Source organism: Streptomyces sp. NPDC050625, assembly GCF_040654755.1.
GTDB lineage: Bacteria > Actinomycetota > Actinomycetes > Streptomycetales > Streptomycetaceae > Streptomyces.
Genome location: NZ_JBFAIQ010000002.1, coordinates 421,438 through 437,148, shown reverse-complemented (window position 1 = coordinate 437,148; position 15,711 = coordinate 421,438). Strand labels below are relative to the sequence as shown.

General features: G+C 73.7%; 14 protein-coding genes and 1 pseudogene. 4 read left to right on the top strand and 11 right to left on the bottom strand.

Going from position 1 to position 15,711, the window contains the following annotated elements; all coding sequences use genetic code 11:
• Positions 1 to 7: 7 nt before the first annotated feature.
• The 4 genes from AB0I54_RS06200 to AB0I54_RS06185 all read right to left on the bottom strand — a co-directional run bounded on the left by AB0I54_RS06200 (position 8) and on the right by AB0I54_RS06185 (position 4,523).
• On the bottom strand, positions 8 to 1,090 hold the full coding sequence (locus AB0I54_RS06200; RefSeq protein ID WP_363294710.1) for an MBL fold metallo-hydrolase: 1,083 nt from the start codon (positions 1,088 to 1,090) through the stop codon (positions 8 to 10).
• Positions 1,087 to 2,334 carry an aminotransferase class I/II-fold pyridoxal phosphate-dependent enzyme gene (locus AB0I54_RS06195; protein WP_363294709.1) on the bottom strand — a complete coding sequence of 416 codons (1,248 nt, stop codon included), beginning with the start codon at positions 2,332 to 2,334 and terminating at the stop codon, positions 1,087 to 1,089. The genes AB0I54_RS06200 and AB0I54_RS06195 overlap by 4 nt, the downstream gene beginning before the upstream one ends.
• 80 nt (positions 2,335 to 2,414) lie before the next feature.
• The gene (locus AB0I54_RS06190; RefSeq protein ID WP_363294708.1) at positions 2,415 to 3,518 is read right to left on the bottom strand and encodes a hypothetical protein; all 1,104 of its coding nucleotides are present in this window, start codon (positions 3,516 to 3,518) and stop codon (positions 2,415 to 2,417) included.
• Between the two features lie 210 nt (positions 3,519 to 3,728).
• Positions 3,729 to 4,523 (bottom strand): RNA polymerase sigma factor SigF, encoded by a 795-nt coding sequence (locus AB0I54_RS06185; protein ID WP_363294707.1) that lies wholly within the window; start codon positions 4,521 to 4,523, stop codon positions 3,729 to 3,731.
• Between the two features lie 253 nt (positions 4,524 to 4,776).
• Between AB0I54_RS06185 and AB0I54_RS06180 the strand changes: the two genes are divergently transcribed.
• Positions 4,777 to 5,157, top strand: a complete 381-nt coding sequence (locus AB0I54_RS06180; protein ID WP_363294706.1) for a DUF2795 domain-containing protein — start codon at positions 4,777 to 4,779, stop codon at positions 5,155 to 5,157.
• A gap of 26 nt (positions 5,158 to 5,183) precedes the next feature.
• Here the strand turns inward: AB0I54_RS06180 and AB0I54_RS06175 are convergent, their stop codons facing one another.
• Genes AB0I54_RS06175 through AB0I54_RS06165 form a run of 3 tightly spaced genes read right to left on the bottom strand, consistent with a single transcriptional unit; the run spans position 5,184 to position 7,877 of the window.
• A complete protein-coding gene (locus AB0I54_RS06175; RefSeq protein ID WP_363294705.1) occupies positions 5,184 to 5,483 on the bottom strand; it encodes a DUF6158 family protein in 300 nt (99 codons plus the stop codon).
• 22 nt (positions 5,484 to 5,505) lie between these two features.
• Entirely contained in the window at positions 5,506 to 7,125 is a 1,620-nt protein-coding gene (locus AB0I54_RS06170) for an ATP-binding cassette domain-containing protein (protein ID WP_363294704.1), read from the bottom strand.
• A 41-nt stretch (positions 7,126 to 7,166) separates the two neighbouring features.
• Positions 7,167 to 7,877: a histidine phosphatase family protein gene (locus AB0I54_RS06165; protein ID WP_363294703.1), complete on the bottom strand. Its 711-nt coding sequence runs from the start codon at positions 7,875 to 7,877 to the stop codon at positions 7,167 to 7,169.
• Positions 7,878 to 7,946: 69 nt separating this feature from the next.
• Between AB0I54_RS06165 and AB0I54_RS06160 the strand changes: the two genes are divergently transcribed.
• Positions 7,947 to 9,452 carry a phosphatase PAP2 family protein gene (locus tag AB0I54_RS06160; RefSeq protein WP_363294702.1) on the top strand — a complete coding sequence of 502 codons (1,506 nt, stop codon included), beginning with the start codon at positions 7,947 to 7,949 and terminating at the stop codon, positions 9,450 to 9,452.
• A gap of 16 nt (positions 9,453 to 9,468) precedes the next feature.
• On the top strand, positions 9,469 to 10,365 hold the full coding sequence (locus AB0I54_RS06155) for a methyltransferase domain-containing protein (RefSeq protein ID WP_363294701.1): 897 nt from the start codon (positions 9,469 to 9,471) through the stop codon (positions 10,363 to 10,365).
• Positions 10,366 to 10,399: 34 nt separating this feature from the next.
• Here AB0I54_RS06155 and AB0I54_RS06150 read toward each other — a convergent pair whose 3' ends face one another.
• The 4 genes and pseudogenes from AB0I54_RS06150 to AB0I54_RS06135 form a co-directional block, all read right to left on the bottom strand.
• Positions 10,400 to 11,107, bottom strand: coding sequence for a GvpL/GvpF family gas vesicle protein (locus AB0I54_RS06150; protein WP_363294985.1), 708 nt, complete (start codon positions 11,105 to 11,107; stop codon positions 10,400 to 10,402).
• A 51-nt stretch (positions 11,108 to 11,158) separates the two neighbouring features.
• Complete coding sequence (locus AB0I54_RS06145; protein ID WP_363294700.1) at positions 11,159 to 13,015, bottom strand: transketolase; 1,857 nt, start codon at positions 13,013 to 13,015, stop codon at positions 11,159 to 11,161.
• Entirely contained in the window at positions 13,012 to 14,388 is a 1,377-nt protein-coding gene (locus AB0I54_RS06140) for an NAD(P)/FAD-dependent oxidoreductase (protein ID WP_363294699.1), read from the bottom strand. The genes AB0I54_RS06145 and AB0I54_RS06140 overlap by 4 nt, the downstream gene beginning before the upstream one ends.
• A gap of 200 nt (positions 14,389 to 14,588) precedes the next feature.
• Positions 14,589 to 14,882, bottom strand: a pseudogene (locus tag AB0I54_RS06135) (phage holin family protein); the annotation flags it as partial.
• A 128-nt stretch (positions 14,883 to 15,010) separates the two neighbouring features.
• Here AB0I54_RS06135 and AB0I54_RS06130 point away from each other — a divergent pair.
• Positions 15,011 to 15,358, top strand: a complete 348-nt coding sequence (locus tag AB0I54_RS06130; protein ID WP_363294698.1) for a VOC family protein — start codon at positions 15,011 to 15,013, stop codon at positions 15,356 to 15,358.
• The last annotated feature ends 353 nt before the right edge of the window (positions 15,359 to 15,711 follow it).

Below are 15,711 nucleotides of genomic sequence, written 5' to 3'. Positions count from 1 at the left end.
GCAGGTCCTAGTCCAGTACCCGTGAGCCTCCCACCGGCAGGTCCCACAGGGCCTCGCGGTCCAGTCCCGCCGCCGCCCACGCGGCCTGCACCCGGGTGAGCGGCTCCAGGACCGGCTCGGCGGAGAGCACGAACGTGCCCCAGTGCATGGGCGCCATGCGGCGCGCGCCGAGGTCGCGGGCGGCGCGGACGGCCTCCTCCGGGTCGCAGTGGACGTCGCTCAGCCACCAGCGCGGGTCGTAGGCGCCGATGGGGAGCAGCGCGAGGTCTATGCCCGGGTAGCGGCGGCCGATGCGGGAGAACCAGTGGCCGTATCCCGTGTCGCCGGCGAAGTAGACGCGCTGTCCGTCCGGGGCGGTGAGCACCCAGCCGCCCCACAGGCTGTGACAGGTGTCGGTGAGGGTGCGCTTGGACCAGTGGTGGGCGGGCACGAAGTCGAAGCGGACGCCGGACAGTTCGGCCGCCTCCCACCAGTCGAGCTCGGTGACGACGGTGAACCGGCGGCGGCGGAACCAGTTGCCGAGTCCGGCCGGGACGAACACCGGTGTGTCGCGCGGGAGCCGGCGCAGGGTCGGGGCGTCCAGGTGGTCGTAGTGGTTGTGACTGATCACCACGGCGTCGACGCGCGGCAGCGCCTCCCAGGCGACCCCGACGGGGGTGACCCGGGCCGGGGTGCCGAGGATCCGGCGCGACCAGACGGGGTCGGTGAGGACGGTGAGCCCGCCTATTCGCAGGACCCAACTGGCGTGGCCCGCCCAGGTGACGGCGGTCGTGCGGGCGTCGGTGCGGGGCAGCGGGCCGGGTTCGAAGGGGAGGTGCGGGATGTCGGCGAGGCCGTCGGGTCCGGGCCGTACGGAACCCTCGCGGGCGAAGCGGGCGATGGCCTTGAAGCCGGGCAGGGGGGCGGTGAGCCGGTCGTGGAAGGTCCGCGGCCAGAACCGGAGTTCGCCCAGGGGGCGGGGGTCGGCGAGAGGCGGGAACGGGGGCGCGAAGGAGGTGGGGGCGGGCGGGGCCGCCGGGGCCGGCGGAACGTCGGCTTCCCTGGTCGTCGTCGTGGTGGTGGACCCGAGCGGCTGCGTCTGCTGCGTCATCGAGGAGGCTCCCATCGCTGAGCGTCGTCGCGGAGATCGTCGAAGACCGACCTCAAGGAGATCAACGCGCGTTGCACGTGTGGCAGTTCCAACGGTGAGGGTGACATGAGGCATTCCGTGCGTTCCTCGTCCGTACCGCCGAGCAGCGGCCCCGTGGACAGCCGCACGCGCAGCGCCCCCAGGTCGTCGCCGAAGCGGTGGCCGCCGGGCGCGGGCATGCCGAGCCCGGCGGTGAGGAAGTCCTCCAGTTCCTGTGCGTCGCCGATGTCGTGCGCGCCGAGCGCGGAACGCAGCTCGGCGAGATCGACGTACAGGTGGCGGCCGGCCTGCGGCGGCCGGGACAGGGCGCCCGCGGCGACGACCGCGGCGTGCACGGCGTCGGCCACGCGCGCGTGCAGGCGTACGGCGGCGTCGCGGCGTACGGTGACCGGCTCGGGTTCGCCGAGCGCGTACCCGGCGGCGGCCGCGACCGGTCCGGCGACGCGCGCCCCCAGTGCGGTGAGCACGTCCAGCACGCGCGCGTGCAGCGCCTCCCCGGTGTCTCCCTCGGGGAAGCGGGCGACGGCCGCGGGCCAGCCCGGCGGCAGCAGGGCACCGGCCAGGTCGGTGACGACGGTGACCCGGTCGGGGAGCATCTCGGCGGGGCTGAGCAGCACGGTGTCGTGCGGGTCGTGCAGGGTGTCGCGCCAGGTCTCGTCGCTGACCAGGTGCAGTCCCTCGCCCTCGGCGGCCTCGACGGTCTCGTGCAGCAGCTCGGGCGGTGCGACGGTGGCGGTCGGGTCGTCGGCGACGGAGAGCACGAGCAGCCGTGGGTCGCCGCCCTCGGCGCGGACCCGGCGCACGGTCTCCAGCAGGGCGTACGGGTCGGGTACGCCGCCGCACTCGGCCGGTGTGGTGACGTGGAAGACGGGTCTGCCCAGCAGGCGCGCGTACGGTGCCCACCAGGCCGCGCAGGGCCTGGGCACGAGGACGTCACCGCCGAGCGCGGCGGTCAGGGCGAGCAGCAGCGACGGCGCTCCGGGTCCGGCTGCCACGCGGTCCGTCCCGGTGGACAGTCCGCGCCGCGCCCAGTAGCCGCCGGCCGCCTCCAGGAGCCCGGGGCCGCCGCCGACCGGCTCCTCCCCGGGACGGCTCGCCGCCGCGGCGAGCACGGCGGAGAGCTCCGGCAGGACGGGCAGTCCGTCGTCGGGCAGGGGCGGCCCGTAGCGGACGGGGCCGTGGCCTTCGAGGTGCGTCCGCCGCATGTCCGCCTCCGCGCAGTCCGTGGTGCCGTGTGCCGTCCGTACGGTCCGTGCTCTGTCGTCGGCTGCTCCCTCGGCCGGTGTCAGCCGTCCCCGGCCTGCTCCCGGTGCCATACCAATCGGTGCACGGCCGCACCGAGCGCGCCCGCGATCAGCAGTCCGCCGACGACCAGCGCCGGTACGGACCCGGTGAAGGCACCGCCCTCCCCAGCGTCCACACCGTGCTGGACGACGGCCGGGCCGCAGGTGGAGTCGCCCCGGGGCGCGGAGCACGTACGGCCGCCGTCGCTACAGGATGCACCCCCGGGCTCCCCGCACTCCCGCCCGTTCCCGGAGGGCTCCCAGCCGTCCCCGGAGGGTTCCCGGCCGTCGCCCGACGACTCGCGTCCGTCACCTGACGTCTCCCGGCCATCGCCCGACGACTCGCGTCCGTCGCCTGAAGCCTCCTGACCATCGCCCGACGTCTCCCGGGCGTCCGTGGACGTCTTCCGGCCGTCGCCCGCGGGCTGGGACTGCGCGCACTCTCGCCCCTGGCCGTCCCCGCACGACTGCGACGCACCGCAGGCCTTCGCGTCATCGCACGGCCGGGTGCCATCGGCGTCGACGCCGATGTCCGAGCCGGAATCGGCACCCTTGACCGTGCCCGGGCCGACCACGGTGCCGGCGGCGTCGGCAGCGACATCGGCATCGGCATCGGCATCGGCGGCGACATCGGTTCCGGTGTCGGCGCGGGGCATCGAGAGCTCGGCGCTCCAGGACTGCCCCTGCGCACCGGCCGCGGCGGGGCACGTGCCGTCGACCGACGTCCGCGCGGCGTCCTGCGCGGCCGCGTCCGGATCGCTCTTGACGTCCTCACCGGAGGCAATCCGGGCGGTGCCCCGATAGACGGTCCCGATGGTTCTGGCGGCCCCGGCCGTCCCGGCCGTCCCGGCCGTACGGCCGTCCGCGGCGCTGACCCGGCGCAGCCGCACCGTTCCCCCCTCGAAGGCCCGCGAGGAGGCGTCGATCGTCTCCGGGGCGGTCCCCTCGACCGCATCGCAGGTGACGGAGACGGTGACGCTGCCACCTGGCCGGACGCTGCCCGGGCTGACCTCCGCGGCGGGGTCGGCCCGGGCGGCCGGTATCGCGATGCCGAGGGCGGCCGCGGCCAGGGCGGTCGCGGACAGAGCACGAGCGGTGCGTCGCATGGGACGGGCTCCTCAGACGGACGGCTGCGGGGGCACCTGGGTCGTGCCTCCCGCAGCCATCACAGCCCGCCGGGCCGCACCTCGCGCGCGGCCGGACCCCATTCGCGGGAACGCGACCGGCCTATCGGGTGACGTCCACGGCCCGCGGGCACAGGGCGCACCCCGCGCACCCCGCGGGCTCCGCCCCTACGCCACGTCCCGCATCACCCGCTACGCCACGTCCCGCATCACCTGGTCGCGCAGCCGCTCGCAGCACCGGCTGATCAGCCGGGACACGTGCATCTGCGAGATGCCCAGCTGCTCGGCGATCCTGCTCTGTGTCATGTCCCCGAAGAACCGCATGTAGAGGATCACCCGCTCGCGCTCGGGCAGGGCGGCCAGCCGGGGCCTGACGGCCTCCCGGTCCACGACCGTGTCGATCGCGGGGTCGGCCGAGCCGAGCGCGTCGGCCAGCGAGTACCCGTCCCCGCTGCCGGGCAGCTCCGCGTCCAGGGACAGCGCGGTGAAGCTGTCCAGCGCCTCCAGTCCGGCCCGGACGTCCTCCTCGCTCAGGCCGGCGTACTCGGCGATCTCCGCGACGGCGGGCCGCGGGCCCGCCCCGGTCTGCGAGAGTTCCCGACAGGCGAAGCGGACCCGGTTGCGCAGGTCCTGGACCCGGCGCGGCACGTGCAGGGTCCACATGTGGTCGCGGAAGTGGCGCTTGATCTCACCGGTGACGGTGGGCACGGCGTAGCTCTCGAAGGCCTTGCCGCGCCCGGGGTCGAACCGGTCCACGGCCTTGACGAGACCGAGGGCGGCGACCTGGCGCAGATCCTCGAAGCTCTCGCCGCGGCTGCGGAACCGTCCCGCGATCCGGTCGGCCATGGGCAGCCAGGCCTCGACGATCTCGTGGCGAAGCCGGTCGCGCCGCGGCCCCGAAGGGAGCGCGGCGAGTTCGCGGAACGCCTGGGCGGTGTCGGGTGCGTCGTCGTGCGGGTGCTGCTTCGTGCTCGCTCGATTCGGCATGGTGCGTCGCAACTCCCCTGGACTGCTGGGTCGGACGGTCACCGTGGGAGCGCCTGAGCGGCCCCGGACGGACACACCCGTGGCGACTGGTTCGCCGCTCCCACGGACGTGCCTCCGGTCCGAAGCACTGACTGTGCGCCTGCCCGTCGCCTCCGGGGGCAAACACACGGATGCGTGGGGTGTCGGCGGCCCGTGTTCGGGTACGCGGAGCACACTCCCTGAACACGCACCCCCTGTACCCCTGGAGGGAGCCATGCAGCGAGGCAGCGCCCGGCTGAGCGCTCACCGGGACGACGAGATGAAGCACGAGCTCCAGGACCTGCTCAGGTCGGGGCACCCCACCCGCACCGAGGAGTGGCAGGACCCGGAGCCCCCCGCCGAGGACGACCCCGAGATCTGGCGCGGTCCGGTGGTGCCGGGCAAGAGCGAACGGCCGCCCATGGCGACGGTACGGCTGGACCTGGCCCGGCATCTGGGGCGCAGTGACTTCCCCGCGGCACCGGGCGAGCTGGCCGGCGCCCTGCACCGGGGGCAGGCCCCCGACGCGCTGATCCAGGCGGTCCGGCGGCTGCCACGCGGCGCGCGCTACGCCAACGTCCAGCAACTGGCCGAGGCACTGGCGGGCCGTACCTGAGCCTGGAAGGAAAGCGATCGGGCGCCTCAGGCGCCGGGAATCGCCGCTCCGCCGCAGCCGCGCTCGCGGGCTCCCTCGCGGGTGCGGCCGGCGACGACCGGGCGGCGCGGATTGCGGCGCAGATACTCGCCCTCAAGTTGCGCCATGCGCTCGTTGTGGGCCCGCAGTGCGTCGTTCGAGCCGTACAGCAGGGTGTCGTGGCGCGTACGGTGGATCGTCTCCAGCTCCTTCATGAGCTGCTGGTCGTCCAGACGGTCCGGGTCGACTCCGGTCATGATGGTGCCCCGCTCGTCGTGGTCGCTTTTCTGCCTCCACTGTACGAACATTCCGGCCCCCCGGCCTCCGTGGCTACCGGACGCGCGCCACCCGGCGCTCGTCCCACACCGGCTCGGGTGTCTCCCGTACCCGGCCGTCGCTGCCGAAGACCAGATAGCGGTCGAACGAGCGCGCGAACCAGCGGTCGTGGGTGACCGCCAGGACCGTTCCGTCGAAGGCCTCAAGGCCCTCCTGGAGAGCCTCGGCGGACTCCAGGTCGAGGTTGTCCGTGGGCTCGTCGAGGAGCAGCGCGGTGACGCCCTGGAGTTCCAGCAGCAGGATCTGGAACCGCGCCTGCTGGCCGCCGGAGAGGCGGTCGAAGGGCTGCTCGGCCTGCCCCGTCAGTTCGTAGCGGCGCAGCCGGGACATGGCCGCGCCCCGGTCCTGGGAGTGTTCCTTCCAGAGGATGTCCAGGAGCGTGCGGCCCTCCAGTTCGGGGTGGGCGTGTGTCTGCGCGAAGTGGCCGGGGACGACCCGGGCGCCGAGCTTCCACTCCCCCGTGTGCGCCACGTCCTCGCCCGCGAGCAGGCGCAGGAAGTGCGACTTGCCGGAGCCGTTGGAGCCGAGGACGGCGACCCGCTCGCCGTAGAAGACCTCCAGGTCGAAGGGTTTCATCAGGCCGGTCAGCTCAAGTCCCTTGCAGGTGACGGCCCGTACGCCGGTGCGGCCGCCCTTCAGGCGCATGGTGATGTCCTGCTCGCGCGGCGGCTCGGGCGGCGGTCCGGCCTCCTCGAACTTGCGCAGCCGGGTCTGGGCGGCCTGGTAGCGGGAGGCCAGCTCATGGCTGATGGACGCGGCCTGACGGAGGTTCAGCACGAGCTTCTTCAGCTGGGCGTGCTTCTCGTCCCAGCGCCTGCGCAGCTCCTCGAAGCGGGCGAAGCGTTCGCGCCGGGCCTCGTGATAGGTGGCGAAGCCGCCGCCGTGCACCCAGGCGTCGGCGCCGGCCGGACCCGGTTCGACGGAGACGATCTTCTCAGCGGCGCGGGAGAGGAGTTCACGGTCGTGGGAGACGAAGAGGACCGTCTTGCGGGTCTCCTTCAGGCGCTCCTCCAGCCAGCGCTTGCCGGGCACGTCGAGGTAGTTGTCCGGCTCGTCGAGCAGCAGCACCTCGTCGGTGCCGCGGAACAGGGACTCCAGGACCAGCCGCTTCTGCTCGCCGCCGGACAGGGTGCGCACCTGCCGCCACTGCGCCCGCTCGTAGGGCACGCCGAGCGCGGCCGTGGTGCACATGTCCCACAGCGTCTCGGCCTCGTAGCCGCGCACCTCGGCCCAGTCGGCGAGGGCCTGCGCGTACTGCAGCTGGGCGGCCTCGTCGTCGACGGTCATGATCGCGTGCTCGGCCTTGTCGACGGCCCGCGCGGCCTCCCGGATTCGGGGCGGTGCGACGGACACGAGCAGGTCGCGCACGGTCGTCTCGTCCCGTACGGACCCGACGAACTGGCGCATCACGCCCAGGCCGCCACTCACGGTGACCGTGCCGCCGTGCGGCTTCAGCTCGCCGGAGATCAGCCGGAGCAGGGTGGTCTTGCCCGCGCCGTTGGGGCCGACCAGGGCGACGGCGGCGCCCTCGCCCACCCGGAAGGACACATCGCCGAGCAGGGCCCTCCCGTCGGGGAGGTAGTACTCGAGGTGCGCGGCTTCCAGATGTCCCATGGGGACGCATTCTGCGGGGCACCCCCCACCTGCGCAAACCGTTATCCGGCCGCGTCCCCTGGCCTGGGCCGGTGCGGACGAAGGGCGCCGAGGCCGGTCCGGCCCAGCGGCTGCGGCCGCCCCGTCGGGCCGCCCTCCCCCGCCGGCACCACGACCGCCCCCGCCCAGGACAGGGCCTTCCAGCCGTCGGACGGGGAGCCCTCCAAAACGACCACACCGGTGTTGTCCAGCGGGCGGTCCGCGGCGAAGGGGATGTCGACGTTGTCGGCGCGGGCGGCCGTCCACATCCGGATCGCCGCGCCGTGGCTGACCATGGCCACGGTCGAGGCGCCGCTCCCCGCGGCCTCGGCGATCACGGCGTCGTAGCGCCCCAGCACCTCCGCGCCGCTCTCCCCGCCCGGCATCCGGAGCCCGGTGTCGCCGGCCGCCCACGCGAACACGATCTCCATGTAGAGCCGGCCGCGCTCCGAGTCGCCGGGAAGCATCTCCAGGTCCCCGGCGGACACCTCGCGGATGCCGTCCCGGACGAGCACGTCGAGACGGCGGGCGGCCGCCAGCGGGGCCGCCGTCAGCTGCGTACGGATCAGGGTGGAGGCGTAGACGGCCTCGATGCCCTCGTCCACGAGCGCCCGCGGCAGCGCGGCGGCCTGCCGCTCCCCGAGCGCGGTCAGACCGGGCCCGGGTACGGCGGTGTCCAGCAGGAAGTCGACGTTGGACGGGGTCTGGCCGTGGCGGACGAGGAGCAGGCGCATTCGGGCTTCCTCTCACTCGTTCGCACCGCCGGCGCACGAAAAGGGCCACTTCAGGGTACCCGCCCCGGCATGAGCCCAGACGTCGATCTCACTGTCCCGAAGCCCGGCCGGCACATCCTGCGCGACCGGCTGCTCGGCCTCGACTCCCGTCTCTTCGAGAGCGCCGCCGAGCGGCACTGGCCCGGTGCCGAGCGCGTGCTGCCGCGGCTGAGCCGGAGCGCGAACCACGGGGTGCTGTGGTTCGCGACCGCGGCGGCGATGTCGGCGGTCCGCACACCGCGCGCCCGCCGGGCGGCCGTCCGCGGCATCGCCTCCCTGGGCCTGGCCTCGCTGGCCATCAACACCCTCGGCAAGCGTTCGGTGCGCCGCCCCCGGCCCGTCCTGGATCCGGTCCCGCTGGTGCGGCAGCTGAAGCGGCAGCCGATCACCACGTCGTTCCCGTCCGGGCACTCGGCGTCGGCGGCCGCCTTCGCGACCGGGGTGGCCCTGGAGTCCCCGGCCTGGGGCGCGGTGATCGCGCCGGTGGCGTTCTCGGTCGCCATGTCCCGTATCTACACCGGCGTCCACTTCCCCAGCGACGTCCTCGCGGGAGCCGCCCTCGGCGCGGGCGCCGCGTTCGCCGTACGGGGCCTGGTGCCGACGCGCGCCCAGCTCACCCCGCCGGCCCGGCCGCGCGCGGACCCCCCGGCGCTGCCCGACGGCGACGGCCTGGTGGTCGTCGCCAACCGGGCCTCGGGCACCGCCGACCGGGTGCGCGCGCTGCGGGACACGCTGCCGAAGGCGGAGGTCGTCGAGTGCGAACCGGAGGACATGAGCGTCGAGTTGGAGAAGGCGGCCGCGCGGGCCCGGGCCCTCGGGGTGTGCGGCGGCGACGGCACGGTGAACGCGGCCGCGGCGGCCGCCCTGCGCCACGGCCTGCCGCTCGCGGTGCTGCCCGGCGGCACCCTCAACCACTTCGCGTACGACCTGGGCGTCGAGGACGTACGGGACGTGGGTCGGGCGGTCCGCCATGGCGAGGCCGTACGGGTGGACGTGGGCCGGTTCGTCTCCGGGCACCAGGAGGGCATCTTCCTCAACACGCTCAGTCTGGGCGTCTATCCGGAGCTGGTGCGCGAGCGGGACAAGTGGTCGCACCGCATCGGCGGCCGGCCCGCCGGGGTGCTCGGCGCGCTGCGCGTGCTGCGCGCCGGCCGGCATCCGCTGGAGGTCGAACTCGACGGCCGGAGCAGGCCGTTGTGGCTGCTGTTCGTCGGCAACTGCACCTACCACCGCGTGGGTCTCACACCCGGGCGGCGCATGGATCTTGCGGACGGCCTGCTGGACGTGCGTGTGGTGCACGGCGACCGCCGACCCGCGCTACGGCTGCTGGCGGCCGCCGTGGCGGGCCCGCTGACCAGCTCCTCGACCCATCGGGCGGTCAAGCTGCGACGGCTGCGCATCACCGGTGTCGCACCTGGCACACCCCTTGCGTACGACGGTGAAGTCACCACGGCGGCGGGCGAGGTGGCGGTGGAGAAGCTGCCCGTGGGGCTGATCGTGTACCGCCCGGCGCACCCGGAGTGGTCCCTGATCTGATCACCTGTCAGTCCACATGACGAAACAAGGGTCTCATCATTCGGCACGGGCGCTTACCGTGGTGCGTACCGCAGAGCGAGAAGGGGTTGCCATGCCGAAGCCTCAGGAGACCGCCGTCTACACCCACGGGCACCACGAGTCGGTGCTGCGTTCGCACACCTGGCGGACCGCCGCCAACTCGGCGGCCTATCTGCTCGGTTCGCTCAAGCCCCATATGAAGATCCTGGACATCGGCTGCGGCCCCGGGACCATCACCGCCGACCTGGCGGCACTGGTCCCCGACGGGCATGTCACCGGCGTCGACCACGCGCCCGGGATCCTCGACCGGGCCCGGGCCACGGCCGCCGAACGCGGCCTGGCGAACGTGGACTTCGCGGTCGCCGACGTGCACGCCCTGGACCACCCGGACGACACGTTCTGCGTGGTCCATGCGCACCAGGTGCTGCAGCACGTCGGCGACCCGGTGCAGGCGCTGCGCGAGATGCGCCGGGTCACGAAACCCGGCGGGTTCATCGCCGTACGAGACTCTGACTACGCGGCGATGACCTGGTACCCGCAGGTGCCGGGGCTGGACGACTGGCTGGACCTGTACCGCCGGGTCGCCCGTGCCAACGGCGGTGAGCCGGACGCCGGCCGGCGGCTGAAGTCCTGGGCGCTGGCCGCCGGGCTGACGGACATCACGGCCACTTCCAGCACCTGGACGTTCGCCACGTCACAGGAGCGCGCGTGGTGGAGCGCTCTGTGGGCGGACCGCACCGTCGACTCCGCGTACGCGGACCGCGCGACCGAGGCCGGTCATGCGACCGCCGGGCAGTTGCGGGCCGTTTCGGAGGCCTGGCGGGAATGGGGACAGCGGGAGGACGGCTGGTTCGCCGTACTGCACGGAGAGATCCTCTGCCGCAAGCAGGGCTGATCCGGGGCAGCGACCCGGCCGGGGTCGGCACGCGTCACCGCTCCTCCTCCGACAGGTCATCGGTGAACGAGTACGCCGCCCAGGGTCCGGTGAGTTCCACCCGCATGCCCGGCGCTTCGTCCTTCGTACGGTCGACCAGTTCCACGAATTCCTCGGACCGGGAACGCGGCACCAGATAGGCCCCGTTGAGCACGTTCTCTCCCGGGTCACCGGAGGGCGCCGCGTTCTGCGGGGCGTGCAGCCGGGATTCCTCGGCATGCCGGGAAAGCAGTGTGTGCAGCCGGTTCGCGAATTCCTCGGCCGTCCGCCACCTGTCCTCGTGGCGCTGGTCCGACGGCTCCGGCTCCGGCTCCAGGAACACTTTCACGCCCCACTCCACCCGGCCCTCCAGCCGGTCGAGGGTGCGCCGGAAGTCGTCCTCGCGCTCCTCGATCATCACGCGTACGGCGCTGTCGTCCCGGAAGACGGTGGCGGGCCGGAGCGGCAGGGGCGTGGTGACGGTGGTGAGCGCGTCGATCACGCCCTGGTGGGCGCGGCCGGTCGCGCTCCGCCAGTCCGGGTCCGCCAGATGGGCACGGAGCGGCAGCTCGGCGAAGTCACCCTCCGGGACCGTGCTGACGACCGCGACCAGGCCGTGGTGTCTCAGCAGTCCCGGCGGGGTGCCCCCGACGCCCGTCAGCTGGGACTGCAGGGCCGCGTCGAACGGGCGGCAGATCGCGTAGACATACCGCAGACCGGTCATCCCGCTCATGGAGCCTCCTTCTGACCCGCTCCAGGACGGCGTCGTCCTCGCTCAGCGTACGACCGCCTCCTCCACCAGCAGCCGGCCGGCCGCCGCGATCGCCTCGGCGTCGATGCCCGCCGCGTGCAGCTGCTGGTCCGGCGCGGCCGAGCCCGGCATCGTACGGACCGCGAGGCGGACCAGGCGCGGCACGGGCCTGCCGTCGGAGAACGCGTCGAGGACGGCGTCCCCGAGGCCGCCCTCCTCGTGGTGGTCCTCGACGGTGAGCAGACAGCCCGTCTCCTGCGCCGCCTGCCGCAGCGTGCGCCGGTCGACCGGCTTGACGGAGTACAGGTCGACGATCCTGATCCGGATGTCCTCGGTCTCCAGCGTGTCGGCCGCGGCCAGCGCCTCGTGCACGGTGACCCCGGCCGCGACCACGGTCAGCCGGTCCTCTTCGGAGGAGCGCAGCACCTTGCTGCCGCCGACCGGGAACTCCTCGTCCGGGTGGTAGACGACCGGGCTCTCGCCGCGCGTGGTGCGCAGATAGCGGATGCCGTCCAGGCCGGCCATGGCGCCCACGAGCTTCGCGGTCTGGTTGCCGTCGCACGGGTAGAGCACGGTCGAGCCGTACACCGCCCGGAACATCGCCAGGTCTTCCAGGCCCATCTGGGAGGGCCCGTCCTGACCGATCGCCACGCCCGCGTGCGAGCCGATCAGGTTGATGCCGGCTCCGCTGATCGAGGCCATGCGCACGAAATCGTACGCGCGCGTGAAGAAGGCGGCGAAGGTCGAGGCGAACGGCACCCAGCCGCGCGCGGCGATGCCGACGGCGCAGGCGACCAGCTGCTGTTCGGCGATGTAGCACTCGAAGAAGCGGTCGGGGTGCTCCTTGGCGAAGTACTCGGTACGGGTGGAGTCGCCGACCTCGCCGTCCAGGGCGACGACGTCGCCGCGGGCCGTGCCGAGCGCGGCGAGCGCCTTGCCGAAGGCGTCCCGGGTGGCGACCTTGTCGCCCCTGTCGTAGCGCGGGAGTTCGAGCGCCTCGGTGCCGACGGAGTGCAGCATCCGGGCGCCGAGCGGCTCCTGCACCCGGACATGGAGATCGCGCGGACCGCCCAGCTCGGCGACCGCCTCCTCCGGGTCGGGCAGCGGCTTGCCGTGCAGGCCCTCGCGGTCCTCGACGGAGGCGACGCCCTTGCCCTTGAGGGTGCGGGCGAGGATCACGGTGGGCTGCCCGCTCGTGGACTCGGCCTCGCGGTAGGCGCGGTCGACCGCCTCCAGGTCATGGCCGTCGATCTCCACGGTGTGCCAGCCGAAGCCCTGGAAGCGCCGCGCGTAGGCGTCCAGGTCGTGGCCGTGCCGGGTGGGGCCGCGCTGGCCGAGCCGGTTCACGTCCACGATCGCGATCAGGTTGTCCAAATGCTCGTACGATGCCTGCTCGGCGGCCTCCCAGATGGAGCCCTCGGCCAGCTCGCTGTCACCGCACAGCACCCATACGCGGTATTGGGTGCGGTCCAGCCGCTTGCCGGCCAGCGCGATGCCGACGCCGACCGGCAGGCCCTGGCCGAGCGAGCCGGTGGCCGTCTCCACCCAGGGCAGCCGCCGTGACGTCGGATGCCCCTCAAGGCGGCTGCCGAGCCTGCGGAAGGTGAGCAGTTCGGTGTCGTCGACGACACCGGCCGCCTTGTACATGGAGTACAGCAGCGGCGAGGCATGCCCCTTGGACAGCACGAGGCGGTCGTTGCCCGGGTGGGACGGGCGGTCGAAGTCGTAGCGCAGATGGCGGGCGAGCAGCACCGCCATCAGGTCGGCGGCGGACATGGACGACGTCGGGTGCCCGGACCTCGCGGCAGCGGCGGCCCGCACACTGTCCACCCGCAACTGCTGGGCTACTTCGGCCAGTTCGGCGAGTTCGGCGGTGTTCATGAGTCTCCTTCCGCGGGGATGTCGGCGCGCTTCACAGGGCCGGGGGTGAGGTGGTACTCCGGACCGCTGGGTACTCGGGCCAGTTCCGGAGAGGCCGTGTCGAGGGGCACGGACCAGGACCGGACGAGCCCCAACTGGGTTCCCTGGGGCGGCAGTACGGCGTCCAGGAGCCAGTCGGCGGCGACGCGGACGCGGTTGGGGCCGGCGGGCAGCGCCGCGAGGTGGTAGCCGCGGGCGACCGCGGCGGCCGGCAGACCGGACAGGGGCACGCCCAGCGGGTCGGCGGCTGCCTCGGTGCCGCCCAGATCCACCACGAAGCCCAGGTCGCGATGGCGGTACGGGCGGCTCTCCCCGATGCCGAGCGAGGCGGCCACATTGTGCGCGGCGACCTTTCCCTGCCGCCAGGCGTGCTGTGCCGTCATCGGCGTGAACGTCCCGGGGTTGGTCAGGTCGGGCACGGCGGCCGCGTCCCCGCAGGCGAACACCCCTGCCCCGCCGGGCACTTGCAGATAGGGGTCGACGATGAGCCGGCCCCGCTCCAGCGGCCGCCCGGTGGCCTCGACGAGCGGATCGGGCCGCACGCCCACGCACCAGACCAGGGACCGCGTCTCGACGAACTCCCCGTCGCTGAGCAGGACTCCGTCATGGGTGGCCTCCTTCACGGAGGTGCCCGTGCGGACCTCGACGCCCCGCCGCCGCAGCACGCGGTCGGCCGAGATCGAGAGCCGCTCGTCCATCCCGGGCAGCACATGCGATGCGACGTCCAGGAGCAGCCAGCGCGGGCGCACCCCGGCCGGCAGCGCATTCCTGCGCGCCAGATCCATGGTGAGCAACTGCATCTGCGCGGCCACCTCGGTACCGGTGTAGCCCGCGCCGACCACCACGAAGGTGCACCGGGCCGCGGCGCTCTTGGGGTCGTCGGAGCTGGCGGCGAGCTCCAGCTGCCGGGTCACGTGGTCACGCAGGTACAGCGCCTCGGGCATGCCGCGGAAGCCGTGCGCGTGCTCGGCGACGCCGGGGACCGGCAACAGCTTGTTGACACTGCCGACGGCGAGCACGAGCCGGTCGTAGCCCAGGGTGCCTACGCCGCCCTCCGGGTCCGTGTAGTGCACGGTGCGCCCGTCGAGGTCGACGTGGCCCGCCTCGCCCAGCACCGGGCGCACGTCGCGCAGGGTGCCGCGGAGGGAGACGGTGACCCGGCGTGGCTCCAGGATGCCCGCGGCGACCTGGGGCAGCAGGGGGAGATACAGGAAGTAGTCGGTCGGGTTCAGCAGGGTGACATCGGCCCGCTGCCTGGTCAGCCGGGAGAGGATGCGGGCCGTGCGGTACCCGGCGAAACCGGCGCCGACGATCACGATGCGGGGTCGACTCACAGTACGCCTCCGGCGGTGTGGCTCGTCCGAGGCATACCGCGTCCCCCTGACCGGGGCGCCCAAACGTCCATACATCGGGGCCCGGGTGGTGCGGGCGGGACACCCGGCCGGTCTCACGCCCGGTGGTGCGGCGCCTCGGGGTCGGTGCCGGGCCAGCGCGGCGGCTCCGACGGCATGGGCGGGTAGGGCGTCGGGTGCGGGTGGCTCGGCCTGGCCATGCCGCGCAGCGCGTAGGCGATCACGCCGAGGATCGTCGCGGTGATCAGAGCCGCCGCCCAGCCCGGCAGGCCGGTCGCCAGGGCCAGCCCGAGGGCGAGGGCGAGAGCACCGCCCGCATACAGGGCGACGGCGCCGGACGCGCCGTACAGCAGGGCCGTACGGCGCTGCTTGCGCGTCTGCTCGCGCAGCTCGTCGCGCACGGTCTCGCGTGCCACCTGCGCCAGCTCGTCCACCAGCTCTTTGTCCAGGTGTGCAAGGTGATCCAAGGGCTCCATGCGGCCCGTGTACCCCTGCCCACGGGACCGTAACGCGGCCGCCGGGCGGGTCGCCGTCGCCCCGTCCTCACGCGGTCGATCCGCCGAAGCGATCTCCTCCTGCGGCCGCCGGAACTAGGCTCGTGCGCATGGAGATTCTGGGCGCCTCGCTGCGCATCTGCGTCGACGACCTCGAAGCCGCGGTCCCCTTCTACGAACGCCTCGCGGGCAGTAGAGCTCTCCGGTTCGAGCGCGGCGGTGTCCAGGTCGCCGCGGTCGGCTCCTTCCTGCTGATGAGCGGCCCCGAGGCCGAGCTGGAGGTGCTGCGCAAGGTGGCGGCGACGATAGCCGTCAAGGACGTCGAGGACGCCCACCGGACACTGGCCGAGCTGGGCGCCCGTATCGTCGCGGGGCCGGTCGCGACGCCGGCGGGCCGCAATCTGATCGCGATGCATCCCGACGGGGCGATCTTCGAGTACGTGGACCACGGGGGCTGAGCCCCGGCGGTGCCCCCGGCCGGGTCAGGACGTGTCGGGGCGCATACGGAAGTCGTGGCGGCCGGGCAGCGGATCGTCGCCGAGGCGGGCCCACAGCCGGTGGACCACGGCGGCTGAGCCCCGGCAGTGCCCCCGGCCGGGTCAGGGCGTGTCGGGGCGCATCCGGAAGTCGTGGCGGCCGGGCAGCGGATCGTCGCCGAGGCGGGCCCACAGCCGGTGGACCACGGCGGCTGAGCCCCGGCAGTGCCCCCGGCCGGATCAGGGCGTGTCGGGGCGCATCCGGAAGTCGTGGCGGCCGGGCAGCGGATCGTCGCCGAGGCGGGCCCACAGCCGGTGGACCACGGCGGCTGAGC